This window comes from Xanthomonas arboricola pv. populi, assembly GCF_002939945.1.
GTDB lineage: Bacteria > Pseudomonadota > Gammaproteobacteria > Xanthomonadales > Xanthomonadaceae > Xanthomonas > Xanthomonas arboricola_A.
In genome coordinates, this window is record NZ_MDEB01000003.1 from 293,335 (window position 1) to 317,601 (window position 24,267).

The following is a 24,267-nucleotide window of genomic DNA, read 5'->3' on the forward strand; positions in this document are numbered from 1 at the left end:
CGGTGATCCGACTAACGCGGCGCAGGCCGGCGTTGCGGTGGGTGCAACGTCAGGCGATACGGACGCGTTCGTGGGAGGCGGAAATGTTCATGGCCTCACGATACTTCGCAACCGTGCGCCGCGCCACTGGCACGCCGGAAGTTTTCAGCAGATCCGCCAACTTGGCGTCCGAGAGCGGTTTGCGCGGGTTTTCCGCCTCGATCAGACGCCGGATCATGGCCTGGATGGCGGTGCTGGAGGCCTCGCCGCCGCTGTCGGTGTCGATCCCGGAGGCGAAGAACGAGCGCAGTGCGATGGTGCCGCGCGGGGTGCGCACGTATTTGCGGGCGATCGCGCGGGAAATGGTGGATTCGTGCAGGCCGAGCTCGCCGGCGATCTCGCGCAGCGTGAGCGGGCGCAAGGCCTGCGCCCCGAATTCCAGGAACCCGGCCTGGTGCTGCAGCAGGCAGCGCACCACCCGCAGCAGGGTCTCGCCGCGCGCCGCCAGGCTCTTGAGCAGCCAGCGCGCCTCCTGCAGCTGGCCGCGCAGGTAGCCGGCGTCGGACTCGCCGCAGCTGCGGATCAGGTTCTCATAGCCGCGGTGGATGGTGACCTTGGGCTGCGCACGACCGGCCAGCGAGGCCCGCCACACGCCACGCTGGCGCCAGATCACGCAGTCCGGCACCACATAGGTGTCCTGCGAGAGGTCGCCGATCTGCTTGCCCGGGCGCGGGTCTAGCGAGCGCACCAGCTGGACCGCCTGGTCGACATCGGCGGTGGAGCGCTTGAGTTCGTGCGCCACCCCGGCCACGCCGCTGCGCGGCAGGCGCTCCAGCGGGCCGGCGACGATCTGCAGCGCCAGCTCGCGCCCCGGGGTGGCCGGGTCGAGCGCGGCCAGCTGCAGTGCCAGGCATTCGCCCAGGGTGCGGGCACCCACGCCGACCGGGTCGAAGCGCTGGATCTGGTGCAACACGGTGAGCACGTCGGCCTCGTCCACCGCCGCGCCGAGCGCCAGCGTTTCCAGAATGGCCGACAGCGGTTCGCGCAGGTAGCCGTCTTCGTCCAGCGCATCGATCAGCAGCGCGCCGATCTGGCGGTCGCGCGGCGACAGCGGCGACAGGTGCAGCTGCCAAAGCAGGTGGTCGGCCAGCGTTTCGGGTTCGGCCACGCGCTCGGCGGCATCGCCGGACTCGTCGTCGTCGAAGCTGCCGCCGCTGCCCGAGCCGGTCCACTGCAACTCGTCCTGCGACCAGTCGTCGTCGCGCTCGGCCGGCGCGGGCTCTTCGCGCGGGGTGTCGTCGGTGGAGGCGGCCAACGACGCTTCCACCGGCAGCTCGTTGGCCGCATGCGCGGCTTCGTCGGCCCATTCCAGCAGCGGGTTGGTCTCCACCGCTTCGGCGATTTCCAGTTCCAGCTCGGTGGTGGACATCTGCAATAGCTTGATCGCCTGACGCAACTGCGGCGTCATGACCAACTGCTGTCCTAGCGATGTCTGAAGCCGGGCTTTCATGCGGGCACTGACTGGAAAAATCGATGGCGCGGCGACGCGCTCAAAGGCGGAAAGTTTCCCCCAGATACACGCGACGGACGTCGGGATTGGCTAGCAGCGCATCTGGTGCCCCCTGCGCCAGCACGCCCCCCTCGGCGAGAATATACGCGCGGTCACAGATTCCCAAGGTTTCGCGCACGTTGTGATCGGTGATCAGCACGCCGATGCCGCGTTCCTTGAGGTGGATGATGATGCGCTGGATCTCGCCGACCGAAATCGGATCGACGCCGGCAAACGGTTCGTCGAGCAGCATCATCCGCGGCTTGGCCGCCAGCGCGCGCGCGATCTCGCAGCGCCGCCGCTCGCCGCCGGACAGGCTGGCGCCGAGCTGGTCGGCCACGTGGGTGATCTGCAGTTCTTCCAGCAGCGAGACCAGTTCCTTCTCGCGGCCGGCGCCATCCAGTTCTTCGCGCAGCTCCAGCACCAGGCGGATGTTGTCGGCCACGGTGAGCTTGCGGAAGATCGAGGGCTCCTGCGGCAGATAGCCGACGCCGAGCTTGGCGCGCGCGTACATCGGCTCGGCGGTGAGATCGCGGCCGTCCAGCTCGATACGCCCGGCATCGGCCTCGACCAGGCCGACGATCATGTAGAAGCAGGTGGTCTTGCCGGCACCGTTGGGCCCGAGCAGACCGACCACTTCGCCGGCCTCGAGCGTGAGGCCGAATTCCTTGACCACTTCGCGTTGCTTGTACTTCTTGCGCAGACCGGTGGCGACCAGCATTACTTCTTCCCCTGCGGCTTGGTCGCGGGCTTGGCGGCCGGCGTGGCAACAGGCGTGGCTGCCGCTGGCGCCGCCGTCTTCGGCTGGATGATGGTGCGCACGCGGCTACCGTCGCCGCCGCTCTGCATGTTGCCGGTCTTGGTGTTGTAGACCATGCGCTGGCCGGCGTTGGTGCCCTTGGGCGAGTCGACCTTGTAGTTGCCGGTCAGCACGATGACTTCGTTGGCGACCTGGTACTCGATGGTGTCGGCCTGGCCGTTCATCATCGCGCCGTCGTCCATCTGCTGCTTCAGCGTGGCCTGCTTGCCGGTCAGCACGACGCGGTCGGTCTGGCCGTTCTTCTGAAAAATGTCGGCGGTGTCGGCGTGGATTTCCAGCGTGCCCTGGGTGATCACCACATTGCCGCTGAAGCGGCACTTGCCGCTGTCGTCGAGCATGTTGCAGTCGTTGGCATTGGAGTCGATCGCCATCGGCTGATTGCGGTCGCTGGTCTTGGCCATCGCAAGGGCGGGCAGCAGCAGCGCGGCAAACGCCAGCTTAGCGGGCAGCATTCGGTTCATAACGGGTCTTGACCTGGGAAAGGAGCTTGTACTGGCGTGATTTGAGATCGGCCTCGAAGCCGACCCCGCTCTGCATGATACCCGGCCGGCTCATGCTCACCGGGGCAGCGGTCTTGGCGAGATTCTGCTGCGGGAACACGTCCAGGCTCTGGGTGCGGAACGTGGTCGGCGGGGTCGCGCCGCCGGTGGGGCTGTCGCCCTCGACATCGCCGCGCAGGCGCAACTCGTCGCCCTTGGGGCTGATCCAGCCGGTCTTGGAGCGCAGCGTCCACGGTTGATTGGTGTTGTCGGGCAACAGGAACACCGGGGTGGTGACCTCGGAGGTGCGATCGGCGCGGTTGCGATGCATCTCCGGCGCACGCAGCGTCATCGATTCCTTGCCGGTTTCCTTGTCCAGCGCAATCAGTTCGAAATCGCGCAGCACGTAATCGGCGCGCGAATCGTCCACCGCCGCCGCAACCGGGCGCGCGCGCTGCTGCCAGGCCGACCAGCCGGAGATCACCGCGGCAGCCAACAACACCACGCCCAGGGTGGTGCGCCAGTTCCAGCTCATGCGGAAAACCTTTCGATGATGCCCTCGACCTGGCCTTGCGCGGCCAGCACGACATCGCAGACCTCGCGCGCGGCACCTTCGCCGCCACGTGCCCGGGTATGCCACTGCACGCGCTCGGCGATCCACGGGTGCGCGTTGGCCGGTGCGACCGGCAGGCCGACCGACAGCAGGGCCGGCAGGTCGGGCAGGTCGTCGCCCATGAACAACACCTGGTCCAGCGACAGGCCGTGCTCCTGGCACAAGGCCAGCACGGCCAGACGCTTGTTCTTGACCCCGATCTGCACGTGCAGGCCCAGATCCTGGCCGCGCTTCTCCGCCGACAGGCTGGCGCGCGCAGTGATCAGCGCGACATGGATGCCGGCATGGTCGAGCTGCTTGAGCCCCTGGCCGTCGAGCACATTGAAGGACTTGCTCTCGTTGCCGGCGTGGTCGTAGTACAGACGGCCGTCGGTCAGGGTGCCGTCGACGTCGAAACAGGCCAGGCGGATACGCGCGGCGCGGTCGGTGATGTCGGCGGGCAGGTGCTGCAAAGGGGAGTAGGGCATCGGCACGGATCGGTGAGAACGGGGTTCCAACGGTAGAAAACTGAACCTGTTAAACCACTTTGGCGCGCAACAGGTCGTGAATGTTCAATGCGCCGACCGCGCGCTGCTGCGCGTCGACCACGATCAAACCGTTGATCTTGTAATCCTCCATCAACCGCGCGGCTTCGGCGGCCAGTTGGTCGGCGCCGATGGTGCGTGGGTTGCGCGTCATCACCTGCGCAATGCCGGCGCTGCGTACGTCGATGTCGCTGTCCAGTGCGCGGCGCAGATCGCCATCGGTGAACAGACCGATCAGGCGGTCCTCGCCATCAACCACCGCGGTCATGCCCAGGCGCTTGCGGCTCATTTCCATCAGCGCCTCGCTCAGGCTGGCGTCCTCGCGCACGCGCGGCAGGTCATCGCCGCTGTGCATCACGTCGGTGATGTGCAGCAGCAGGCGCCGGCCCAGGCTGCCGGCCGGATGCGAGCGCGCAAAGTCGTCGGCGGTGAAGCCGCGCGCGTCCAGCAGCGCCACCGCCAGCGCGTCGCCCATCGCCAGCGAGGCGGTGGTGCTGGAGGTGGGCGCCAGATGCAGCGGGCAGGCTTCGGCGGACACGCTCACATCCAGATGCACGTCGGCCGCCTGGGCCAGCGAGGAGCTCGGGCGCCCGGTCATGGCGATGATCGGGTTGCCCTGGCGCTTGAGCACCGGCAACAGCATGCGCACCTCGTCCGATTCGCCGGAGTAGGACAGCGCCAGCACGATGTCGGCCTCGGTGATCATGCCCAGGTCGCCGTGCCCGGCCTCGCCCGGATGCACGAAAAACGCCGGGGTGCCGGTGGAGGCCAGCGTGGCGGCGATCTTGCGCGCGATATGCCCGGATTTGCCCATGCCGGTAGCCACCACGCGCCCGCGCGAGGCCAGCACCAGCCGGCAGGCCGCGGCGAAGTCGCTGCCGATCCGCGCGCCCACGCCGGCCAGGGCCTCGCGCTCGATATCCAGTACGCGCTGGCCGCTGGCGACCAGGCTGGCGTCGCTGGCGGTGGCGGAGGGCAGGTGCGAGACGGCCATGCGGGACTCGGGTGAAGAGTAGAATGTGCGCTCATTTTATGAGGAAACGCCCTTTGGACGCCGAAACCATCCGTAAACTCATCGAATCCGGCTTGCCCGAAGCCCGCGTCGACGTGCACGGCGACGACGGCGTGCACTTCGAGGCGACCGTGATCAGCCCCGCCTTCGCCGGCAAGGCCCCATTGGCGCGCCACCGCATGGTCTACGCGACCCTGGGCGAACTGATGGGCGGAGCGATCCACGCGCTGCAGCTCAAGACGCTGACGCCCGACGAAGGCTGAGCGTCTGTCGGACATTGGGCTGGTCGGGCTGTGCATCCGCCCCGACTGCCAAGTGCCCGGCCGCTCCTGGCGCCCTTACCTTTCCCCCGACGTCCCTTTTCGGATTCCCCAAGCTCCCATGGCAAAAATCGTAGTGACCGGCGGCCAAGCGCTGCACGGTGAAGTCAATATTTCCGGCGCCAAGAACGCGGTGCTGCCGATCCTGTGCGCGACCCTGCTGGCCGATGCGCCGGTGGAGATCAGCAACGTGCCGCACCTGCACGACGTGATCACCACGGTGAAGCTGCTCAGCGAACTGGGCGCCGAGGTGACCATCGACGAAGGCACGCTGGCCAAGGGCCGCTCGATCCTGGTCGACCCGCGCTCGGTGACCCACCAGGTTGCGCCCTATGAGCTGGTCAAGACCATGCGCGCCTCGATCCTGGTGCTGGGCCCGCTGCTGGCGCGCTACGGCACCGCCGAAGTGTCGCTGCCCGGCGGCTGCGCGATCGGCTCGCGCCCGGTGGACCAGCACATCAAGGGCCTGCAGGCGCTGGGTGCGGAGATCAGCGTGGAAAACGGCTACATCAAGGCCACCAGCAACGGGCGCCTGAAGGGTGGCCGCTACGTGTTCGACATGGTCAGCGTCACCGGCACCGAGAACGTACTGATGGCCGCTGTGCTGGCCGACGGCACCACCGTGCTGGAAAACGCGGCGATGGAGCCGGAAGTCACCGACCTAGCCGACTGCCTGACCGCGCTCGGTGCGCAGATCGAGGGCGCCGGCACGCCGCGCATCGTGGTGCAGGGCGTCGAGCGCCTGGGCGGCGGGCACCATGCGGTGCTACCGGATCGCATCGAGACCGGCACCTTCCTGGTTGCCGCGGCGATGACCGGCGGCAGCGTCACCGTGCGTCGTGCACGTCCGGACACCCTGGACGCGGTGCTGGACAAGCTCACCGAAGCCGGCGCCAGCATCACCACCACCGCCGACAGCATCACGCTGGACATGCACGGCAGGCGCCCGCGCGCGGTCAACCTGATCACCGCGCCGTACCCGGCGTTCCCGACCGACATGCAGGCGCAGTTCATGGCGCTCAACTGCGTGGCCGATGGCGTGGGCGTGATCAACGAAACCATCTTCGAAAACCGCTTCATGCACGTCAACGAGCTGCTGCGCCTGGGCGCGGACATCCAGGTCGAAGGCCATACCGCGATCGTGCGCGGCACCGAGCGTCTCAGTGGCGCGCCGGTGATGGCGACCGACCTGCGCGCCTCGGCGTCGTTGATCCTGGCCGGACTGGTGGCCGACGGCGATACCACCATCGACCGCATCTACCACCTGGACCGTGGCTACGAAAACATCGAGGAGAAGCTGGGGGCGCTGGGCGCGACCATCCGGCGCATCGCATGATCCTGCGCGGGCGGTTCACCACCCGGCGCAAGATCCTGCTCGGCGCGATCGTGCTGATCCTGGCGTGGCTGGCGTATGCCTGGTCGGTCGGTATGGCGATCACCCAAGGCGTCGAGTTCAAGGACATGGACTGGAACAACGACGGCACCGCCAGCCGCGACGAGATCGCGCAGTCGTTCTATGCGGTGGCGGTGAAAAAGACCGTCGAAGGCAAGCGTCATTGCGATCTGTTCTATTGGCGCAAGAATGACCAGCAGATCCGCGTGGACTGCCGCACGGTGTTCTCCAGCGGCGATGACAAGGCTGCGGCCAAGCCCTGAGGAGTGATAGGTCGGTGTGGATAGATCAGCCGTTGAGCGGCTGATCTGCGGCTTGGTTGCAGGGCCCTTGCCCGTCCACCATCGCGGGACACGCTGCAAGTACGTCCTTGTAAGCGCTTACGCGGCATCCATGCCGCGTAAGGTCCCGCGACGGTGAACAGGCAAGGACCCGTCGAAATGGTCGGTGTGCATGTTTTCAACAAAACAACCCACTCACTCTCTGGTGCGGTGTCCTTGCCGATTGCGGGACCGTGTGGCGGCATGGATGCCGCCACCGAGCCCCCAGGGACGGGTTCACGGCGTGTCCCGCGAGCGGTGAGGGCACCGCGCCTTCGACCCACTGACTCCTAAAGCCTTGCGCCTTGGCGCGCTCTTAAAATGCCAGGTGCATCCCGCTTAGCGCAGGCCCTTGATGGTCAGATCCAGCGCGTCCTGGCCTTTTTCCTTCTGCAACAGGCGCGCCGGCACCGGCAGGTCCTTGACCACCCAGGCGATCAATTCCTTGTCGCCGTCCACGCGCGACACCTTGGTCGCCTGTTCCTGCTTGCCGTTGACGGTGATGGTTTCCTTGCCGATCACCTTGTAGCTCATCGGCTTGATGCGGCCTTCATCGACCATGCGGTAGTTCAGCGGCTTGCCGGCTGCCAGGTCGCGGGTGATCGCCAGGTTGATCAGCAGCGCATCCATGTCGCCGGGCTGCAACTTCACCGGGCCACGGCGATCCGGCTTGATGTCGCCGCCCCAGGTGGCCTGGCTGGTTTTCCAGTCGTAATTGGCGGTGACGTTGCGGCGCTTGACCATCATCGACGAGGTGTCGTTGCTGCTGACCGGGCGCAGTTGGCCGTTGCTCTCTTCGAACACCGTGCTCTGGGTCAGGTTGGCCAGCTGGTTCTGGATGGTGAGCGTGTAGCGCCACTGATTGGCGCCGGCGGCGGCCAGGGTCATGGTGCCATTGGCCTGCATGCCCATGTAGTTGGCCGAATAATCGGCCTGGAACGGCTGCATGGCGAACGCGGGCAGGCTGGCCACGGCCAGTGCGGCAGCGGCAATCAGCGAACAGGTGCGGGAAACGGTGTGCATGGGTCAGGCTCCTTGATATTCGACCAGGCGTAGATCGACCTGATCCTCACCTTTGTCACGTTGCAGGATGCGTACCGGCGTGGGAACTCCGTTGGCGATCCAGAGGATGGTTTCGTTGTCGCCGCTGTTGACGCGGTACACGCGCAACGCGTCGTAGCTCAGATCGCCGACCTGCACCACTTCGGTGGCATCGGCGACCTTGTAGTCGTATTTGCGCACCCGGCCGACATCGACGTAGCGATAGCTCAGGCTGCGCCCGGGTTGTGCGTCGCGCATCAGCGACAAGTTCAGCGACAGCGCGCTCTGGTCGCCGCGCTGCAAGGGAATCGCCTGCTGGCGCTCCTTCTTCAGATCGCCGTCCCACTGGGCGCTGGCGGTCTGCCAGTTGTAGACGCCGGTGACCTTCTTGCCGAAGAACATCGCCTTGCGCACGGTGCTCTGGCTTAACGGCACGTAGGTGTCGCCATCGACGCGAAACACCGTGCTCTGTTCCAGATTCAATCCGAGGATGCTGGCAAAACCCTTGCGGCCGCGCACCGACATGTCGATACGCCACTGGCTGCCTTCGCCGTTGCTGACCTGCATGGTGGCATCGCCGGCTTCCTTGCCGCGGTAGAACGCCTGGTACGTCGCCACGAAGGGCTGCAGTGGCGGCGGCGTCCAGGTGCCTGCAGACAGGGCGGCTGATGCCGGCGGCGCCGCAGTCGGAGCAGGGGCCGCTGGCGCAGGCACGGCAGGCGCCTGTTGCGCACGGCCGGCACCGGCCGGGGCGAGCAGGGCAGTGGTCAGCAGCGCGGCGGCGATCGGGAGGAGTTTCATGCGCTGAGAGCGAGGCAGGGGGCCGCCAGGATGTCCGAGACAGGATGAGGAGGGCGTATCCGCATTCAGGCGAGTGCGGTGTCAGCGGACTCTAGTCGCAATGGCGTAAACAGGCACTGACCGTCGATGTGGACGCCATCGCCACGTACGTCCACGCGCCCGCTGGCAAGCAGGTCCAGCGTGGCCAGCAGCAGCGGGTGTTCGCGCGCCAGCACGCGCGCGGCCAGCTGCTCGGGGCTGTCGTCGGGCAGCACCGGCACGCGCGCCTGCGCGATCACCGTGCCGGCATCCAGTTCCGGCACCACCAGATGTACGCTGGCGCCATGTTCGGCATCCCCGGCTTCCAGTGCGCGGGCGTGGGTGTGCAGACCACGGTACTTGGGCAGCAGCGAGGGGTGGATATTGAGCATGCGCCCGGCAAAGCGACGCACCAGCGGCTCGCCGAGGATGCGCATGTAGCCGGCGCAGATCACCCAGTCCGGCCGCGCGGCGGCGATCGCATCGCCCAGTGCGGCGTCGAAGGCGGTGCGGTCGGCGAAGTCGCGCGGGCTGGCGCTCCAGCGTAGTGCCTCATCGACCTTGTGCAGGGCCGGCGCTTGCGGGCGATCGGAAAACACGCCGACCACCTCGGCCCGCAGCCGGCCGCTGGCGATGGCATCCAGGATGGCCTGCAGGTTGCTGCCACGGCCGGAGGCCAGAACGGCCAGACGCAGGCTCATGTGGTCGGATTCGCTGAAGTCATGGGGCAGTGCGCGTCACGCTGCGGTGGCGGTGGGAGCGAACAAGGCCTTGACCTGCGGGCGCAGCAGCACCACCAGCGTAAACACGCCGACGACGGTACCGAACGGCATGAAGGAGCAGGAAATGCCGGCCACGATCAGGCACAGCAGATGCCGTCTGCGCTGGGCAATGCAACGACCGGCGTAGGCCATGAAACCTGCCAGCGTCAGGCCGCAGACAATGAACACACCTGCGAACGCCACGAAGAACCAGCCGAACAATCGCGGATCCATCGATGTTGCATCCGCATTGGCATTTGTCATGGGCAGGTGCCCGCTGATGATCGCAATGCCCATGAATAGGTGGATCAACGGGAAAAGCGAAAACAGGGCAGTGATGGCGGCCAGCACATAGTGAAAGATCGACAGCAGTTTCAGGTGCTGGAGATCGTCAGCGCTGGCCGGTGCCGGCAGTGCGAGTGGGGCAGCGTCCATGCAGGTCTCCTCGATTAACCGATCCGCACGCGCTCGTCGCCTTGCGCCGGCACCACCTGGCCGATGCGCCAATGCGCCAGCGACTGCGCCTCCAGCGCCTGTTCCAGCGCAGCGGCCTGCCCGGGCGCGGCGATCAGCACGAAGCCGATGCCGCAGTTGAAGGTGCGCCACATTTCCGCATCGGCCACCGCGCCTTCGCGCTGCAGCCAGGCGAACACCGGCGGCAGCGTCCAGGCGGTGGCGTCGATGTCCAGGCCCAGGCCGTCGGGGATCACCCGGATGATGTTTTCGGTCAGCCCGCCGCCGGTGATGTGCGCCATGGCGTGGATGCTGTCGCCATGCGACTTGAGCAGCGCCAGGATCGGTTTGACGTACAGCGCGGTCGGCGCCATCAGCGCATCGATCAGCTTGACGCCGTCGTCCAGCACCAGCTCGGCGGGTGAGCCGGCGCGTTCGTAGATCCTGCGGATCAGCGAGTAGCCATTGGAATGCGGGCCGGACGAGGCGATGCCGATCAGCATGTCGCCTGCGCGGACCTGCGCGCCGTCCAGCAGCTGCGATTTTTCCACCGCGCCGACGGTGAAGCCGGCCAGGTCGTACTCGCCCGGCGGATACATGTCGGGCATCTCGGCGGTTTCGCCGCCGATCAGGGCGCAGCCGGACAGCTCGCAGCCGCGCGCGATGCCGCCGACCACCGCCGCGGCGGTGTCCACGTCCAGCTTGCCGGTGGCGAAATAATCCAGGAAGAACAAGGGCTCGGCGCCTTGCACCAGCACGTCGTTGACGCACATGCCGACCAGGTCGATGCCGATGGTGTCGTGCCGGCCCAGCTGCTGGGCCAGCTTGAGCTTGGTGCCGACGCCGTCGGTGCCGGACACCAGCACCGGCTCCTTGTACTTGCCGGACAGGTCGAACAAGGCGCCAAACCCGCCCAGGCCACCCATCACCTCCGGCCGGAAGCTGCGCTTGACCAGCGGCTTGATGCGTTCGACCAATGCATTGCCGGCATCGATGTCGACGCCTGCCTCACGGTAGGTCATGGGCGAGGAATTGGAAGGCGTTGGGCTGGTCACGGGCGGGGAGGGCTCGGCTGTAAAGGCGGCGATTTTAGCAGCCACGTTGGCGCTGGCGTCCCATTCGGGCAACAATTCACCCGGATACGCTTAAGTCATGGAACCGTCGATGCGCCGCAGTCTCGCTTTCTTTCTCGCCCTCGTGGTCGCCATGCCCCTCGCGCCGGCCTTTGCGCAGGCCGATCTACGCACCGAAGGCGACGTCGCCAAGGCGCAAAGTGCCTACGAGGCCGAAGTGCCGGTCAACAGCCAGAGCGAGTCCGATCGCCCCGGTGCGCTGGCGCGCGCGCTCGGCGCGGTACTGGGCAAGGTCTCCGGCGACCGCGGCGTGATGAGCCGCCCCGGCGTCTCGCAGGCATTGCGCGGCGCGCCGGGCTATGTCGAAAACTACGATTACCGTCAGGACCAGGGCACCTCGCGCACCGGCGCGCCGACCTTCCGCACCGTGCTGGTGGCACGCTTCCGGCAATCGGACGTGGATGGCCTGATCGCTGCGTTGGGCCTGCCGGTGTGGCCACTGCCGCGGCCCAAGCCGGTGCTGTGGCTGGCCATCGACGACGGCAGCGGCCCGCGCCTGGTCGGTGTGGCGCAGGCCAATGCCGCGCGCAGCGTGCTGGACCGGGCGATCGAGCGCGGCTACCGGCTCGGCCTGCCCGGCGGTGCCGCCGCCGAGCAGGTGCTGGCCGGCGCGATCTGGCGCAAGGACGCCGCCGCAGTGGCGCGCGCCTCAGCCAAGTACAGCCCGCCGATGCAGTTGATCGGCAAGCTCTACCGCAATGACGCCGGCTGGACCGCCGATTGGGTCTTCGTCGACAACGGCAATGTGCTGTCCAGCTGGACCAGCAGCGACGGCGACGCGCGTCGCGCGATGGCCGCCGGTGCCGACGGCGCGGCCGATGCCCTGGTCAAGCGTTACGCCAAGCGCGTGGATTCGGGTGTGCCCGGGGTCTACCGCGCGGTGATTACCGGCATCGGCAGCGCCGACGATTACCTGCGCGTCTCTGCCGCGCTGCAGGGTGTCTCGGTGGTGCGCAGCATCCGCCCAATCAGCGCCAACGGCGACCGCATGGAAGTGGATCTGGAATTGCTCACGGGCATTTCCGGTCTCAACCGTATGCTCGGCGACAACAGCCCGTTGGTACCCGTTTCGGTGCCGACCGAGGGCCCGATCATTCTCGAAAACGAGCACGCCGAGTACCGCCTGAAATGACTTTGACTCCCGAAGCCGAAATCGCCCTGTTTCTGCGTCGCCTGCAATGGGTGGCGGTGACTGTCGGCGCGTTGTGGGTGGTGTCGCTGCTGTCGCCGATCCTGACGCCGTTCGTGCTGGCGCTGTTGCTGGCCTGGCTGGGCGACCCACTGGTGGACCGCATCGAGCGCGCCGGCCGCTCGCGCAACATCGCCGTGGTGCTGGTATTCGTGCTGGCGCTGCTGCTGTTCGTGCTGGCGCTGATGATTCTGGTGCCGATGATCGAGCGCCAGATCATGACCCTGATCGACGCGCTGCCGCAGATGCGTGCCTGGGCGATCAGTACCGCCATCCCGTGGCTGGAAGCCAAGACCGGCGTGGAACTGATGGGCTGGCTGGACCCGGAGCGCCTGATCGACTGGATCCGCAGCCACTGGGAACAGGCCGGCGGGGCCGCCAAGACCTTCTTCGGCTACGTGCAGCGTTCCGGCTTTGCGATGGTGACCTGGGTGATCAACCTGGCGTTGCTGCCGATCCTGGCGTTCTACTTCCTGCGCGACTGGGACCGCCTGGTGGAGCGTGTGGCCGCGGTCATTCCGCGCGCCTACATCGGCACCGTGAGCCGGCTGGCACGGGAATCCAACGACGTGCTGGGTGGCTTCATCCGCGGCCAGTTCCTGGTGATGCTGGCGCTTGGGGCGATCTACGCTGCCGGCCTGTCCATCATCGGGCTCAATCTGGGCCTGTTGATCGGGATCATCGCCGGCTTCATCAGCTTCATTCCGTACCTGGGCGCCACCACCGGCATCGTGCTCGCCCTGCTGGCGGCGGTGGTACAGGCGCAGGGCTTCGACCTGAAGTTGCTGATCGGCGTCGGTGTGGTGTTCACCGTCGGCCAGTTGCTGGAAAGCTATGTGCTGACGCCGCGTATCGTCGGCGACAAGATCGGCCTGCATCCGGTGGCGGTGATCTTCGCGGTGATGGCCGGTGGCCAGTTGTTCGGCTTTCTCGGCATGCTGCTGGCGCTGCCGGTGGCGGCGGTGGCCAATGTGCTGCTGCGCTATGCGCATGAGCAGTACACGCGCAGCGATCTGTATGCGGGCGAACGTGCCGGCATCGTGCTGCAGTCCACGCCCGATCGCAGCGTGATCATCGACCCAGGCAAGGACACGGATCGCTCGTGAGTGTTCCGCAGTTGCCACTGGCGTTACGCGCGCCGCCCGACCAGCGATTCGATAGCTACATCGCCGCGCCCGCCGGCCTGCTGTCGCAATTGCAGGCATTGGCGGTTGGGCAGGTGAACGACTGGCTGTATCTGTCCGGCCCCGCCGGCACCGGCAAGACGCATCTGGCGTTGTCGTTGTGCGCGGCCGCCGAGCAGGCCGGGCGTGCCCCGGCATACCTGCCCCTGCACGCCGCCACCGGTCGATTGCGTGATGCGCTCGAAGCGCTGGAAGGACGCAGCCTGGTCGCACTGGACGGCGTGGACAGCATTGCCGGGCAGCGCGACGACGAAGTGGCGCTGTTCGATTTCCATAACCGTGCGCGCGCTGCCGGCACGACCTTGCTGTACACCGCGCGGCACATGCCCGACGGCCTGGCGTTGGTGTTGCCGGATCTGCGCTCGCGGCTGTCGCAGTGCATCCGCATCAGCCTGCCGGTACTCGACGATGCAGGGCGCGCGGCCGTGTTACGCGATCGCGCGCAACGGCGCGGACTGGCGCTGGACGAGGCGGCAATCGACTGGCTGCTGACCCACAGCGAACGCGAACTGGCCGGACTGGTGGCATTGCTGGACCGGCTGGATCGCGAATCGCTGGCTGCCAAGCGACGCATCACCGTTCCGTTCCTGCGGCGGGTGCTGGAAGATCGCGGCTCTTCGAGCAGCTGACGCAATTGCCACGCTCACCGCTAGGCAGAAGCAGGCTGCTTAGCGCTTCCCATCAGCACAGCTATCGCAGTGCCCAGGGACCTGAGGCACAACGCCTAAAAGCTCACAGAGCGGATGGTCTGTGGTTCTGCTGCAGGGCCCTTGCCCGCCCACCATCGCGGGACACGCCGCAAGTACGTCCATGCAGGCTCCGGCGCGGCATCCATGCCGCGTAAGGTCCCGCGACGGTGGGCGGACAAGGACCTGTCGGGATGGTCGGTATGCATGGATACAGCAGGAGCGGCGGTCGGCGAGTCAGGTCGACGGGTTCCATGGACCTTGTGTGATCTGACCGACGTGATCTGATTGCAGCGACACTGTCCGTCGAATGCGCGCGGAGAGGCGATCTGGATCGCCCCTGTCGCGACATAGCCATGCATCCATGCATACAGGCGACTATGCCGCTACCTTAAGTCATCTGGCTTAAGTCATCTCGCTTGTGCAGTTCCATCAGCGCACGACCAACTTGGCAGGCGTGATGTCCTTACCGGTTCCGGGACCCTTGGCGGCATGGATGCCGCCAAGGAGCCTCCAGGGACGGATTCACAGCGTGTCCCGGAAGTGGTGAGGGCATCGCGCCCTCGACGAACCAGGCCGTTGATTCAAGCATCGGACTGCACCTATTCGCCGCCACGCTCCAAGTCTCGATTTGCTTCAGGGGGAGACCTGAGCAACGCGGAGAGATCGGTTGCAGAGCGGCAGAGCTGCAGGTTGGCTGCAAGCCCATCGAGATGGGCGATCGAGCAATGCACGACGCGTGGCCGGGCGTTTGCAGCGGCTTGGATGCGATCAGCCGCCGTCGCGCAGCAACTGGGCATCCAGTTCCGCCAGCCGCTGCGGCGTGCCGACATCGGTCCAGCGTCCGGCATGGTGGATGCCGTCGATCAGGCCTGCTGCCATCTGCGCGCGCAGGATCGGCGCCAGCGCGAAGCGCGGTGCCGTGCCGGTGGGCTCTGGGAGCTGGCCGATGACCGACTGCCAATCGTGCAGCAGTGCCGGTCGATACATGCCGATGCCGGCGTAGGTCAGCGTCGCGGGTAGATCTGCGCGCACCTTGCCATCGGCATCCAACGCAAAGTCTGCGCGCGTTGCATAGGCGGGGCGATCGACCAGCACCAGCTGCGCCAGGCCCGCCGGCGCACCCGACAGCCGCGCGAAATCGAAATCGGTCCAGATATCGCCGTTGACCAGCAGGAACGGCGCATCGCCCAGCAACGGCAACGCATGCAGCATGCCGCCGCCGGTTTCCAGCGGGGTGGTGCCCTCGAAGGAGTACGTCAGCCGCAGCCCGAACGCGCTGCCATCACCCAGTCCCTGCGGAAACTGCTCGGCCAACCACGAGGTATTGATCACCACCTCGTCCACGCCCAGTGCGGCCAGCTTGCGCAGATGCCAGACGATCAGCGGCGTGCCGCCGACCGACAGCAGCGGCTTGGGCGTGCGCTCGGTCAACGGACGCATGCGCTCGCCGAAACCGGCCGCGAAGATCAGTGCCTTCATGCGCCGGCCTGTGCGGAGCGTGCCGCCAGGGCAGGTTTGATCAGGTTTTCCAGCAGGACGATCAGCGGCGCAAGGTCGGGATGACGCGGCAACACCTCGTCCAGATAGGCGATAAAACGCGGCACGTTATCCAGATACCAATGCTTGCCGTCGCGATGGCTCAGGCGCGCGAAGATGCCGAGATTCTTGAGGTGCCGCTGCACGCCCATCCAGTCCGCATCGCGCAGGAATTGCGCCAGCGGCGGCACCGGCAATCCGGCCGCTGCGGCACGTGCGTGGTAGCGCTCCAGCCAGCCATCCACGCGCGCCAGCGGCCAACTCACCGAGGTGTCCTTGAACAGACTGATCGGGTCGTAGGCGATCGGCCCGATCATGCAATCCTGAAAATCCAGCACCGCCGGCCCGTCGCCGACCGGCATCAGATTGCGCGGCATGAAATCGCGATGGGTGAAGACGCGCGATTGCGCCAGTGCGTTGTCCATCAAGCGGCGCTGCACCAACTGCAGCTGTTCGGCATGCCCGCAGTCCAGCTGCAGGCCCAGGTGGCGGCCGAGAAACCATTCTTCGAACAGGCCGGCATCGCGTTGCAGCAGCGCCTCGCCGAACACGCCGCTGTCGGCGGGCGGCGGAATGCGCTGCAGCAGCAACAACTGACCGATCGCAGCATCCAGCAGCGCGTCGGCGTTGGCGTCGGTCAGTACCTGCGCCAAGGTCGGCACGCCCAGGTCTTCCAACAGCAAGAAGCCCGTTTCAAGATCTTGCGCAAGCACCTGCGGCACGCGCACGCCGTGCGTGCCGAGCAGTGCGTGCATGCGCAACCAGGGCGCCACATTTTCCAGTGCAGGCGGCGCATCCATCAGGATTCGATCCACGCCGCGTCCCTGCGTACGCCAGTAACTGCGGAATCCCGCATCCACGGAAGCACGTTGCAGCGTGACTTCAGGATCGTTCAACGCATGCTGCGCCCACTGCAGACGGAGCGCAGCGCGCGCGGTATCGGGAAGCAACGATGACGTCATGGGTGAGTGCTGTGTCGTGAAGTGAGGCGTAGCCAGGTCGAAAGCGATGCCGGGTCGATCAACGCTTGCTGCCGCTGAACAGACGTAGCAGTGCCAGGATCGCGATCGCACCCAGCAACGCACCGACGAAACCGGCCGGTTCGCCGGCGTGGTACCAGCCCATGTAGCGGCCGAACCAGCTGGCCACCACTGCACCGGCAATGCCCAGCACGATGGTCAGCAGGCAACCCAGTCGCTGCGTGCCGGGCGTGATGAAACGGGCCAGCAGCCCGACCACGAAGCCGACCAGAATGATGTAAAGCCAGCTGTCGCTACCGAAGAGAGTGTTCATCGCAGGCACTGAGGGAAGTGGGATCGGCAGACTAGCACTTCACCAAGAGCAAGCTCCAAGCCCCTCTCCCATCGGGAGAGGGGTTGGGGTGGGGATACGCAGCAAGGCGATGCGTAAAAACCACACAGCCAACCACCCACGCACCTGCGCGCGAACCCTCACTCAGTGCGATCTAGCACTTCCATCAGCCGATGCACGCCAAGGGCGTGCATCGGTTAAACCGCCAACTCAGCAGCAGCCATGCCCGCCATGACGGGTGCCGCTGTCGGCGGCCACCGGCGAGCCGCTGGTCTCGCCGCGCAGGCAGGCGGCGTGATGCTCGGCGATCACCTTGGACACGCAGGCCGTCACCCGCTTGCCCATCGGGATGTGCAGGAACTCGTTCGGACCATGCGCATTGGAATGCGGGCCGAGCACACCGGTGATCATGAACTGCGCGCCGGGGAACTTCTCGCCCAGCATGCCCATGAACGGAATCGAGCCGCCTTCGCCCATGTACATCGCCGGCTTGTCGAAGAACGCCAGGCTGGCGTCGTCGATGGCTTTTTCCAGCCATGGCGCCATCGCCGGCGCATTCCAGCCGGACGAGGCCTTTTCCAGCTCCAGCGTCACCTGGGCGCCATTGGGCGGGTCGCGTAGCAGCGCTTCCTTGAGCAGTTCGCCACAGGCCTTGCCGTCGGCGGTCGGCGGCAGACGCAGCGACAGCTTCACTGCGGTCTGCGGACGCAGCACATTGCCGGCCGAAGCCAGCGGCGGCATGCCGTCCACGCCGGTGATCGACAGCGCCGGGCGCCAGGTGCGGTTCAACACCAGCTCGGTGAGGTCGTCATGCATCGGCACCAGGCCATCGACCATCGGGAATTTGTCGAAGATGGCGGTATCCAGCGTCGCCGCCGCGGCCTTGGCCTGCGTCAGCCGTTCGGCCGGCACGTCCACATGCAGTCCATCCAGCAGGATGCGGCCGCTGGTTTCGTCCTCGATCCGCGACAGCAACTGGCGCAGCAAGCGGAAACTGGACGGCACCACACCGGAGGCATCGCCCGAATGCACGCCTTCCTCCAGCACCTTCACGCTCAGATTGCCGCCGGTCAGCCCGCGCAGCGAGGTGGTGCACCACAACTGCTCATAGTTGCCGCAGCCCGAATCCAGGCACACCACCAGCGATGGTTTGCCGATGCGTGCGGCCAGATGATCGACATAGGCCGGCAGGTCGTAGCTGCCGGATTCCTCGCAGGCCTCGATCAGCACCACGCAGCGCGCATGCGGCAGGCCCTGGGTGCGCAGCGCCAGCACCGCCGCCAGCGAACCGAAGATCGCGTAGCCATCGTCGGCGCCACCGCGCCCGTACAGCTTGTCGTCGCGCAGCACCGGTTCCCACGGGCCAAGGTCGGCGTCCCAGCCGGTCATTTCCGGCTGCTTGTCCAGGTGGCCGTACAGCAGCACGGTGTCCTCGCCCGATTCGGCGCCGGTTGCCGGAATCTCGATGAAGATCAACGGCGTGCGGCCTTCCAGGCGCACCACCTCGACCTGCATGCCGGCGATGGCCTGCGCGCGCGCCCAGGTTTCCATCAGGGTGACCGCCTGCTCCATATAGCCATGGGCGACCCAATCGGCGTCGAACATCGGCGATTTATTGGGAATGCGGATGTAATCGACCAATTGCGGGACGATTTCGCGGTCCCAGGTGTCGCTGATGAATTGGTCGATCTTGGCGCTGTCCATGGAGACTCCGAATACGTTACGTAATGGCACATTCTACGCCCGCGCATGGGGGTAGGTATTTCCCTACAGGGCGGCGCGCAGTTCACCGGCTGTGTGAAAAGTTCGTTGACGATAGGATTGCTGCATGTGGCGCGGGACACTGGCTCCGCCGGCAGGAATGCTGGCTAGGACCATCACCCAAGCCACAAGGAGCGTTGCAATGAAGTCATTTACCGTAGCCCTGAAGTCCCTGCTACTGGCGTTGCTGTTGTCCTCGAATGCGTATGCACTCGACAAGGTCGATATCAACACCGCGTCTGCTGAGGAATTGGACAAGGTGCTGACGAATGTCGGGCGATCAAAAGCCGAGGCAATCGTCGAGCACCGTCAGGCAAACGGTCCCTTCAAAAGTGCCGAGGAACTGGCACTGGTCAAGGGCATCGGACTCAAGACGGTCGAACGGAATCGAGACCTGATCGAAGTAGGAGCCACGATGGCTCCCGCCAAGAAGGCTGCCAAGGGGGCGGCGGTGAAACCGGTGGGACGACGTTAAGGGGAAGGGATCCGAGATACGGTTCGACGCGAGGATGCGTGGCCGCAACCTAACTGGACAGGATGTCCGGGGGATGGCTGGAAGCCGACAAGGACGTGGAATCGCCCGGTGTTGCACTTGGATGTGCAGCCGGGCGTTTTTCGTTTTGGGGTTTGGCGCGGTGGATTGGCTGTCGCGAGCGGCCGTTCCGGGGATACCGGTCGTGCGGTGGAAATGGAGTGGCGCAGTGGGTGCCGTTCGCGGCGATCTGCTTCCGGCGGTAGGCCGATTCCGCTGATCGACCGTCTGCCTACAAGCATATTTTCAGCTGCAGGCGTCCGCCTGATGAGTGGCGTCTTGCAGGTGAGTGCTGGTTGCCTGCACGTGGTTGGCATTGGCTGCCGCTGTTGCACGCATCTGCAGTGGAGCTGGTCTACGCGCCAGTGCGCCGAGCCGGGGAATGACGGAGCACCGCAGCGCTTGGGGCACAATGCGCCAATGCAGCTGACAGACCTGAGCAGCCGGGTGATTCCGGCCACCGACTACCGGCGCGAACGATGGCGCAATCAACTGGGCTGGACGCGCGAGATCTTGCGCCTCGGCGAAGCCGACGCGTGGTCGCTACGCCTGTCGATCGCCGAGATCGAGCAGGACGCGGCGTTTTCCGCATTCCCGGGCATCGATCGCGAGCTGGTGCTGTTGCACGGCAATGGCATGCGGCTGCAGTTTGGCGATGCTGCCAGCGGCACAGGCACAGGCACAGGCACAGGCACCGGTGCAGGCATTGGCATTGGTATTGCTACTGGCGGCGGCAATGGCAGCAAAAGCGATAGCGGCAGTGGCAATGAGGGCTGTGGCGCTGACTGTAGCGGCCATGACGCCGGCGCCGATGGCGGTACCGATGTTCCTGGCAGCAGTCATCGCAGCTACGAATTGCTGCCCCCGCACCAGCGCGTCCGATTCGCAGGCGAAGAAACGGTACATGCGACGCTGCTCGGCGGGCCGACCCGGGATTTCAACCTGATGTGGCGGCGCGATCTGGTGCAGACCGAACTGCTGCATCGGCCGCTGGTCGGCACCATGCTGTTTTTCGCCGATCCGGGCAGCGCCTGGGCGATCCATCTGCTTGCAGGCCACGCCAGCTTTGGGCGCGATAGCGGCTTGCCACCGTTGGCTGCCGGCGATACCGCGTGGCTGAGTGCCTCCACGCGTACCCGCTATGTGCTCGATGGCGGCGGTGAGTTACTGGCGATCCGGATCAGTCCGGTCTAGGACGCTTCATCTTTATCCGTAAGCAGCTCGTGCCCCCTCAGCACGCGCCCTGGCGCATTCGTGTCAACGCAGACAAACGATGGTATCGCCGTGCCACCTGGCTCGGGAATAGTGCAAACGTCGGGAGTGGTTCCGGCAATTCCAGGGGGAAATCAATGAGTACCATCAGCTCGGTCGGAGCCGGCTATGCCGCCTACACGTCCTATGCAAGCCGTAGTGCGACCACCGGCAACAGCGCATCCGCTGCGCAGTCGGAAAAAACCAATCCGCTGACACAATTGTTCAAGTCCATCGATAGCGACAGCGATGGCAGCCTGACCGCGTCGGAGCTGTCGACCGCGCTGTCGTCCAATAGCGATGACGACAGCAAGATCGACATCGATGGGTTGCTGAGCATGCTCGATCAGGATGGTGGCGGCACCGTCAGCGAGAGCGAACTGGCGCAGGCACTGCCGCCGCCGCCTCCGCCGCCGGGGCAGCAAGGACAGGACGTGCAGTCGTTGTTCGCCGGCCTGGACAGCGATGGCGACGACAGTGTCAGCAGCGGTGAATTGAGCACGCTGGTCAATGGCGACAGCGCATCGAGCACGCAACTGCTGGACCTGCTCGACAGCGACAAGAGCGGCGCGCTGAGTCTGCAGGAACTGCAAGAGGCGATGCCGCCGCGCGATCCGCCGCCGCGACCGCCGTCATCGGCCGATGCATCCAGCAATGACGGTACGCAGCAGGCGTATGCAGCGTTGGTACAGATGGCCGTGGGGCAGTACCGCAGCATCGGTGGCAGCGCGACAACGAGCAATCTGGTCGATCTGGCAGCGTAACGCGGTGATTGAGCGATAACATTGGCGCTGGGATGGCTGCTACGGAGCAGCTGTTTTCATCGCTCTTGGCAGTGCCGCACGCGATGGTTCAGTACACGTCGCGGCGATAGCGGCCGTTGCGTAGCAGTTCCTGTCTGACCTCGGCACCGAGAATGGAATCCAGCGTGTGGTCGAGCTCGGGTGCCATGCCGCGCAGGCTGCCGCAGACGTAGATGCAGGCGCCTTGATCGATCCAACGACGCAGGCGGTCGGCGGCTGCGGCCAGTGCGTGTTGGACGTAATGCGGTGGCCGTTGTTGATCGCGCGAGTAGACAAGCTCCAGGCGTTCGATCCAGCCGTCCTGCTGCCACCGCTGCAGCTCGTCGGCATACAGCGCGTCGTGTGCGGCATTGCGTTCGCCGAACAGCAGCCAGTTGCGACGCGCGCCGGCTGCGATGCGTGCACGCAGATGCGCGCGTAGACCGGCAATGCCGGTGCCGTTGCCGATCAGCAGCATCGGCTGGTCGGGTGCGGGCGGGTGGAAGCCGGGGTTGCTGCGCAAGCGCAGCGCGATGTGCGCGCCGATCGGTGCATGGACGCAGAGCCAGCCGCTACTCAGACCCAGGCTGCCGTCGGCGTGCCGGTGTTCGCGCACCAGCAGTTCGGCGTGGCCTTCCTCGGGGATGGACGCAAGCGAGTAGTCGCGATGGGGCAGGGCGGCCAGGCGACGCACGAATGCTTTTGCGTCCATTATTGAACTTATGTCTGTACCTGTACCTGTATTCGTACCCGTACCCGTACCCGTACCCGTACCTTGGCCGATGTTGACTTCGGCCTCGACATCGGGACTGGCACCCATACCGATACCAACATCGGCATCGGCATCGACGGGAAGTTGCGCGCCGCCGAGCCAGTCGCGCAGAGTGCGGCCGTCGATGCGCTGTCCACCATAGCTGTGGTTGCGCTGCAGCCAGGACTCCACCGCATCCGGTGCGTTATGCGGTGCGATCTCCGCGATATCGCCTGCGCTCCACTGCAGCAATGCGCCATCGCATGGCACCAGGCGCAGTCGGTAAATCGGCGCACCCGCACTGCCGGGATTGACGTGGACACGCTCGCGTAGCTGCCAGGTGGTGTAGGTCGGCAGGCTCCAGTCGGGTTGCGTCGCGAGTGCGGGCGCCAGTTCCATCAGACGGCGCTGCCAGTGCTGCAGTGCGTTCGGGTCGGCGTTATCGACCTCGATGCGTTCGAACAGGCGCGTGGCGCCACGCGTCTGCAGGCGATCGTCGAGGCGCCGGCCGAACGCGCAAAAGTGCGCGTAACCACGGTCGCCCAGGGCCAGCACCGCGTACCGCACGGCAGTCAGATCCTGCGCGTCGTCGGCCAACCAAGCGCGCTCGGCTGCCTGCGCATGGTCGGGCGCATCGCCTTCGCCGGTAGTGCTGACGATGCACAGCAGCCGCGGCACGCATGCGAGTTGATCGCTATCGACGGTTTCGATCGGCAGCGCATGCGCACCCACGCCTGCCGATTGCAGCGCGGCAACGCTGCGTTGCGCCAGCTCACGCGCAAATCCGGTCTGGCTTGCCCATACGATCAATACGCCGCTGGCGTCTGCGCGTTGTGCGCCGACGCGCTTGCGCGCACGCAGCAGCACGGCCGTGCACAGACCCAGATACAGCGCCAGCCCGAGAGCTGCCAGTTGCCAGCGCTGCGGCGTGGGTGCATTCCACCATGTGCCGTCATGCAGGCCGCCCAGCCAGCCGACGATGACGGCAAGCGCCAGCAGAACCAGCCCGTTGCCCAGCCACACGCGTGAGTTGGCGTTGGTCATGACGCGGACAAATGGCGTTCGAATGCGGGACTCATGGATTCGAGCAGGATGCCGTCGTTGCGTGCCAGAAATCGCACGGCCAGTTCCGCCTTGCGTGCTTGGGCAAGACCGGCCTCGACGCCAAGCACGGTCATCGCGGTGGCCCAGGCATCGGCCTGCATCGCATCGGGCGCGAGCACGGTGACGGCTGCGGGCGCGTGCGGCACCGGCGCGCCGGTGCGTGGGTCGAAGGTGTGCGTGTAGCGTGCGCCATCGGCTTCGAAGCGGTGCCAGCGATCGCCGGAGGTGGCGACCGCCAGAGCGTCCAGCACCAGCACGCGTGGTGGTAGCGCGCTGCCGGCGTCTTCGTCGGGGGCGGATTCGACCAGCACGCGCCACGTGCTGGCATCGGGCTTGCGTCCGTAGCCGAACACTTCGCCGCCGACCTCGATCAATGCACTGTCGATACCCGACTGCAGCAAGGCGCGATGCACGCAGTCCACACCGAAGCCTTTGGCGATGCCGGATAGATCCAGTGCCGCTGCGCCCGGTTGCAGCACACGCATGCCATCCAGCTGTAGGCGTTGCCAGCCGCAGCGCAGCCTCGCCAATGCGATCGCCTTCGCTGCCGGCACGCGCTGACGCGCGCCGGCGGCACCGAAACCCCATAGCTCGACCATCGGGCCGACGGTGGGATCGAAGGCGCCACCGCTGGCCTGTGCGATCTCCAGTGCGGCGCTCAGCACTGCGTGGAACTCGTCTGGCAGACGGTGCCAGCTGCCTGGCGGTGCGCGGTTATAACGGCTGATATCCGAATCAGCTTCCCAGGGACTCATCTGCGCGACCACGCGATCCAGTGCGGCCTGGATGCACGCATGCAAGGGGTGCAGATCGCGTCCGCGCGGCACCACCAGCTTCACGCTCCAGGTGGTGCCCATGCTGCGGCCGCCGAGCGTGGCGATGGCGTGGTCGGTGGAAGACGGTGCGGGCATGGGCGGATCTTATGAAGATGGGGCGGCAGGATGCACGCTATGCGCGCTCC

The 24,267-nt window shown here is 66.2% G+C and carries 26 protein-coding genes; 9 read left to right on the top strand and 17 right to left on the bottom strand.

Annotation, left to right across the window (positions count from 1 at the left end; all coding sequences use genetic code 11):
• Window positions 1–49: 49 nt before the first annotated feature.
• The 6 genes from XaplCFBP3123_RS10640 to XaplCFBP3123_RS10665 all read right to left on the bottom strand — a co-directional run bounded on the left by XaplCFBP3123_RS10640 (window position 50) and on the right by XaplCFBP3123_RS10665 (window position 4,958).
• A complete protein-coding gene (locus XaplCFBP3123_RS10640) occupies window positions 50–1,447 on the bottom strand; it encodes an RNA polymerase factor sigma-54 (RefSeq protein ID WP_253254187.1) in 1,398 nt (465 codons plus the stop codon).
• A gap of 82 nt (window positions 1,448–1,529) precedes the next feature.
• Window positions 1,530–2,249 (bottom strand): LPS export ABC transporter ATP-binding protein, encoded by a 720-nt coding sequence (lptB, locus tag XaplCFBP3123_RS10645; protein ID WP_016904606.1) that lies wholly within the window; start codon window positions 2,247–2,249, stop codon window positions 1,530–1,532.
• Window positions 2,249–2,809 (bottom strand): lipopolysaccharide transport periplasmic protein LptA, encoded by a 561-nt coding sequence (gene lptA, locus XaplCFBP3123_RS10650; RefSeq protein WP_104534010.1) that lies wholly within the window; start codon window positions 2,807–2,809, stop codon window positions 2,249–2,251. Before lptA ends, lptB begins: the two co-directional genes overlap by 1 nt.
• Window positions 2,787–3,362 carry an LPS export ABC transporter periplasmic protein LptC gene (gene lptC, locus XaplCFBP3123_RS10655; protein WP_104534011.1) on the bottom strand — a complete coding sequence of 192 codons (576 nt, stop codon included), beginning with the start codon at window positions 3,360–3,362 and terminating at the stop codon, window positions 2,787–2,789. Before lptC ends, lptA begins: the two co-directional genes overlap by 23 nt.
• Window positions 3,359–3,907, bottom strand: coding sequence for a KdsC family phosphatase (locus XaplCFBP3123_RS10660; protein WP_104534012.1), 549 nt, complete (start codon window positions 3,905–3,907; stop codon window positions 3,359–3,361). Before XaplCFBP3123_RS10660 ends, lptC begins: the two co-directional genes overlap by 4 nt.
• A 49-nt stretch (window positions 3,908–3,956) precedes the next feature.
• Window positions 3,957–4,958: a KpsF/GutQ family sugar-phosphate isomerase gene (locus XaplCFBP3123_RS10665; RefSeq protein ID WP_104534013.1), complete on the bottom strand. Its 1,002-nt coding sequence runs from the start codon at window positions 4,956–4,958 to the stop codon at window positions 3,957–3,959.
• A 53-nt stretch (window positions 4,959–5,011) separates the two neighbouring features.
• Here XaplCFBP3123_RS10665 and XaplCFBP3123_RS10670 point away from each other — a divergent pair, with 53 nt between their 5' ends.
• The 3 genes from XaplCFBP3123_RS10670 (at window position 5,012) to XaplCFBP3123_RS10680 (ending at window position 6,952) form a co-directional block, all read left to right on the top strand.
• Window positions 5,012–5,239 carry a BolA family protein gene (locus XaplCFBP3123_RS10670; RefSeq protein WP_016905061.1) on the top strand — a complete coding sequence of 76 codons (228 nt, stop codon included), beginning with the start codon at window positions 5,012–5,014 and terminating at the stop codon, window positions 5,237–5,239.
• Window positions 5,240–5,357: 118 nt separating this feature from the next.
• Complete coding sequence (gene murA, locus XaplCFBP3123_RS10675; RefSeq protein WP_104534014.1) at window positions 5,358–6,632, top strand: UDP-N-acetylglucosamine 1-carboxyvinyltransferase; 1,275 nt, start codon at window positions 5,358–5,360, stop codon at window positions 6,630–6,632.
• Window positions 6,629–6,952: a hypothetical protein gene (locus XaplCFBP3123_RS10680; RefSeq protein WP_104534015.1), complete on the top strand. Its 324-nt coding sequence runs from the start codon at window positions 6,629–6,631 to the stop codon at window positions 6,950–6,952. Before murA ends, XaplCFBP3123_RS10680 begins: the two co-directional genes overlap by 4 nt.
• A 396-nt stretch (window positions 6,953–7,348) precedes the next feature.
• Here the strand turns inward: XaplCFBP3123_RS10680 and XaplCFBP3123_RS10690 are convergent, their stop codons facing one another.
• The 5 genes from XaplCFBP3123_RS10690 to purM all read right to left on the bottom strand — a co-directional run bounded on the left by XaplCFBP3123_RS10690 (window position 7,349) and on the right by purM (window position 11,213).
• A complete protein-coding gene (locus XaplCFBP3123_RS10690; protein WP_104534016.1) occupies window positions 7,349–8,032 on the bottom strand; it encodes a DUF3108 domain-containing protein in 684 nt (227 codons plus the stop codon).
• Between the two features lie 3 nt (window positions 8,033–8,035).
• Window positions 8,036–8,851: a DUF3108 domain-containing protein gene (locus tag XaplCFBP3123_RS10695; protein WP_104534017.1), complete on the bottom strand. Its 816-nt coding sequence runs from the start codon at window positions 8,849–8,851 to the stop codon at window positions 8,036–8,038.
• Between the two features lie 65 nt (window positions 8,852–8,916).
• Window positions 8,917–9,570 (bottom strand): phosphoribosylglycinamide formyltransferase, encoded by a 654-nt coding sequence (gene purN / locus XaplCFBP3123_RS10700; protein WP_104534018.1) that lies wholly within the window; start codon window positions 9,568–9,570, stop codon window positions 8,917–8,919.
• A gap of 36 nt (window positions 9,571–9,606) precedes the next feature.
• Entirely contained in the window at window positions 9,607–10,065 is a 459-nt protein-coding gene (locus XaplCFBP3123_RS10705) for a hypothetical protein (RefSeq protein ID WP_104534019.1), read from the bottom strand.
• Between the two features lie 14 nt (window positions 10,066–10,079).
• On the bottom strand, window positions 10,080–11,213 hold the full coding sequence (gene purM / locus XaplCFBP3123_RS10710; protein WP_172453204.1) for a phosphoribosylformylglycinamidine cyclo-ligase: 1,134 nt from the start codon (window positions 11,211–11,213) through the stop codon (window positions 10,080–10,082).
• A 22-nt stretch (window positions 11,214–11,235) separates the two neighbouring features.
• On the opposite strand from purM, the gene XaplCFBP3123_RS10715 reads away from it, so the two are divergent.
• Genes XaplCFBP3123_RS10715 through hda form a run of 3 tightly spaced genes read left to right on the top strand, consistent with a single transcriptional unit; the run spans window position 11,236 to window position 14,218 of the window.
• On the top strand, window positions 11,236–12,348 hold the full coding sequence (locus XaplCFBP3123_RS10715; RefSeq protein ID WP_104534021.1) for a DUF2066 domain-containing protein: 1,113 nt from the start codon (window positions 11,236–11,238) through the stop codon (window positions 12,346–12,348).
• Window positions 12,345–13,511 carry an AI-2E family transporter gene (locus tag XaplCFBP3123_RS10720; RefSeq protein WP_104534022.1) on the top strand — a complete coding sequence of 389 codons (1,167 nt, stop codon included), beginning with the start codon at window positions 12,345–12,347 and terminating at the stop codon, window positions 13,509–13,511. Before XaplCFBP3123_RS10715 ends, XaplCFBP3123_RS10720 begins: the two co-directional genes overlap by 4 nt.
• Window positions 13,508–14,218, top strand: coding sequence for a DnaA regulatory inactivator Hda (gene hda / locus XaplCFBP3123_RS10725; RefSeq protein WP_104534023.1), 711 nt, complete (start codon window positions 13,508–13,510; stop codon window positions 14,216–14,218). Before XaplCFBP3123_RS10720 ends, hda begins: the two co-directional genes overlap by 4 nt.
• Window positions 14,219–15,046: 828 nt before the next feature.
• Here hda and murU read toward each other — a convergent pair.
• From murU to XaplCFBP3123_RS10745, 4 genes are all read right to left on the bottom strand, one after another.
• On the bottom strand, window positions 15,047–15,757 hold the full coding sequence (gene murU / locus XaplCFBP3123_RS10730; protein ID WP_104534024.1) for an N-acetylmuramate alpha-1-phosphate uridylyltransferase MurU: 711 nt from the start codon (window positions 15,755–15,757) through the stop codon (window positions 15,047–15,049).
• Window positions 15,754–16,776, bottom strand: coding sequence for an aminoglycoside phosphotransferase family protein (locus tag XaplCFBP3123_RS10735; RefSeq protein ID WP_104534025.1), 1,023 nt, complete (start codon window positions 16,774–16,776; stop codon window positions 15,754–15,756). Before XaplCFBP3123_RS10735 ends, murU begins: the two co-directional genes overlap by 4 nt.
• A 58-nt stretch (window positions 16,777–16,834) precedes the next feature.
• On the bottom strand, window positions 16,835–17,107 hold the full coding sequence (locus XaplCFBP3123_RS10740; protein WP_104534026.1) for a GlsB/YeaQ/YmgE family stress response membrane protein: 273 nt from the start codon (window positions 17,105–17,107) through the stop codon (window positions 16,835–16,837).
• A 228-nt stretch (window positions 17,108–17,335) separates the two neighbouring features.
• Window positions 17,336–18,829 (bottom strand): M20 family metallopeptidase, encoded by a 1,494-nt coding sequence (locus tag XaplCFBP3123_RS10745; protein ID WP_104534027.1) that lies wholly within the window; start codon window positions 18,827–18,829, stop codon window positions 17,336–17,338.
• Window positions 18,830–18,986: 157 nt separating this feature from the next.
• Between XaplCFBP3123_RS10745 and XaplCFBP3123_RS10750 the strand changes: the two genes are divergently transcribed.
• From XaplCFBP3123_RS10750 to xopAW, 3 genes are all read left to right on the top strand, one after another.
• Window positions 18,987–19,361 carry a ComEA family DNA-binding protein gene (locus XaplCFBP3123_RS10750; RefSeq protein ID WP_016904771.1) on the top strand — a complete coding sequence of 125 codons (375 nt, stop codon included), beginning with the start codon at window positions 18,987–18,989 and terminating at the stop codon, window positions 19,359–19,361.
• 477 nt (window positions 19,362–19,838) lie between these two features.
• Window positions 19,839–20,612: a HutD/Ves family protein gene (locus XaplCFBP3123_RS10755; protein WP_104534028.1), complete on the top strand. Its 774-nt coding sequence runs from the start codon at window positions 19,839–19,841 to the stop codon at window positions 20,610–20,612.
• 155 nt (window positions 20,613–20,767) lie between these two features.
• Window positions 20,768–21,433: an EF-hand domain-containing protein gene (xopAW, locus tag XaplCFBP3123_RS10760; protein ID WP_104534029.1), complete on the top strand. Its 666-nt coding sequence runs from the start codon at window positions 20,768–20,770 to the stop codon at window positions 21,431–21,433.
• A gap of 88 nt (window positions 21,434–21,521) precedes the next feature.
• Here xopAW and XaplCFBP3123_RS10765 read toward each other — a convergent pair whose 3' ends face one another.
• Together XaplCFBP3123_RS10765 and XaplCFBP3123_RS10770 are read right to left on the bottom strand one after the other, a co-directional pair.
• Window positions 21,522–23,246 (bottom strand): flavodoxin domain-containing protein, encoded by a 1,725-nt coding sequence (locus XaplCFBP3123_RS10765; RefSeq protein ID WP_104534030.1) that lies wholly within the window; start codon window positions 23,244–23,246, stop codon window positions 21,522–21,524.
• Window positions 23,243–24,217, bottom strand: a complete 975-nt coding sequence (locus tag XaplCFBP3123_RS10770; protein ID WP_104534031.1) for an FAD:protein FMN transferase — start codon at window positions 24,215–24,217, stop codon at window positions 23,243–23,245. Before XaplCFBP3123_RS10770 ends, XaplCFBP3123_RS10765 begins: the two co-directional genes overlap by 4 nt.
• Window positions 24,218–24,267: the final 50 nt, after the last annotated feature.

Coding starts and splice junctions, on each gene's coding strand:
- XaplCFBP3123_RS10735 (WP_104534025.1), bottom strand. CDS start 16,776: ATGACGTCATCGTTGCTTCCCGATACCGCGCGCGCTGCGCTCCGTCTG.
- XaplCFBP3123_RS10680 (WP_104534015.1), top strand. CDS start 6,629: ATGATCCTGCGCGGGCGGTTCACCACCCGGCGCAAGATCCTGCTCGGC.
- XaplCFBP3123_RS10640 (WP_253254187.1), bottom strand. CDS start 1,447: ATGACGCCGCAGTTGCGTCAGGCGATCAAGCTATTGCAGATGTCCACC.
- XaplCFBP3123_RS10665 (WP_104534013.1), bottom strand. CDS start 4,958: ATGGCCGTCTCGCACCTGCCCTCCGCCACCGCCAGCGACGCCAGCCTG.
- murU (WP_104534024.1), bottom strand. CDS start 15,757: ATGAAGGCACTGATCTTCGCGGCCGGTTTCGGCGAGCGCATGCGTCCG.
- XaplCFBP3123_RS10745 (WP_104534027.1), bottom strand. CDS start 18,829: ATGGACAGCGCCAAGATCGACCAATTCATCAGCGACACCTGGGACCGC.
- XaplCFBP3123_RS10720 (WP_104534022.1), top strand. CDS start 12,345: ATGACTTTGACTCCCGAAGCCGAAATCGCCCTGTTTCTGCGTCGCCTG.
- XaplCFBP3123_RS10740 (WP_104534026.1), bottom strand. CDS start 17,107: ATGAACACTCTCTTCGGTAGCGACAGCTGGCTTTACATCATTCTGGTC.
- XaplCFBP3123_RS10695 (WP_104534017.1), bottom strand. CDS start 8,851: ATGAAACTCCTCCCGATCGCCGCCGCGCTGCTGACCACTGCCCTGCTC.
- purN (WP_104534018.1), bottom strand. CDS start 9,570: ATGAGCCTGCGTCTGGCCGTTCTGGCCTCCGGCCGTGGCAGCAACCTG.
- XaplCFBP3123_RS10690 (WP_104534016.1), bottom strand. CDS start 8,032: ATGCACACCGTTTCCCGCACCTGTTCGCTGATTGCCGCTGCCGCACTG.
- lptC (WP_104534011.1), bottom strand. CDS start 3,362: ATGAGCTGGAACTGGCGCACCACCCTGGGCGTGGTGTTGTTGGCTGCC.
- XaplCFBP3123_RS10705 (WP_104534019.1), bottom strand. CDS start 10,065: ATGGACGCTGCCCCACTCGCACTGCCGGCACCGGCCAGCGCTGACGAT.
- XaplCFBP3123_RS10765 (WP_104534030.1), bottom strand. CDS start 23,246: ATGACCAACGCCAACTCACGCGTGTGGCTGGGCAACGGGCTGGTTCTG.
- lptA (WP_104534010.1), bottom strand. CDS start 2,809: ATGAACCGAATGCTGCCCGCTAAGCTGGCGTTTGCCGCGCTGCTGCTG.
- XaplCFBP3123_RS10660 (WP_104534012.1), bottom strand. CDS start 3,907: ATGCCCTACTCCCCTTTGCAGCACCTGCCCGCCGACATCACCGACCGC.
- lptB (WP_016904606.1), bottom strand. CDS start 2,249: ATGCTGGTCGCCACCGGTCTGCGCAAGAAGTACAAGCAACGCGAAGTG.
- murA (WP_104534014.1), top strand. CDS start 5,358: ATGGCAAAAATCGTAGTGACCGGCGGCCAAGCGCTGCACGGTGAAGTC.
- XaplCFBP3123_RS10715 (WP_104534021.1), top strand. CDS start 11,236: ATGGAACCGTCGATGCGCCGCAGTCTCGCTTTCTTTCTCGCCCTCGTG.
- XaplCFBP3123_RS10770 (WP_104534031.1), bottom strand. CDS start 24,217: ATGCCCGCACCGTCTTCCACCGACCACGCCATCGCCACGCTCGGCGGC.
- xopAW (WP_104534029.1), top strand. CDS start 20,768: ATGAGTACCATCAGCTCGGTCGGAGCCGGCTATGCCGCCTACACGTCC.
- XaplCFBP3123_RS10755 (WP_104534028.1), top strand. CDS start 19,839: ATGCAGCTGACAGACCTGAGCAGCCGGGTGATTCCGGCCACCGACTAC.
- XaplCFBP3123_RS10750 (WP_016904771.1), top strand. CDS start 18,987: ATGCTGGCTAGGACCATCACCCAAGCCACAAGGAGCGTTGCAATGAAG.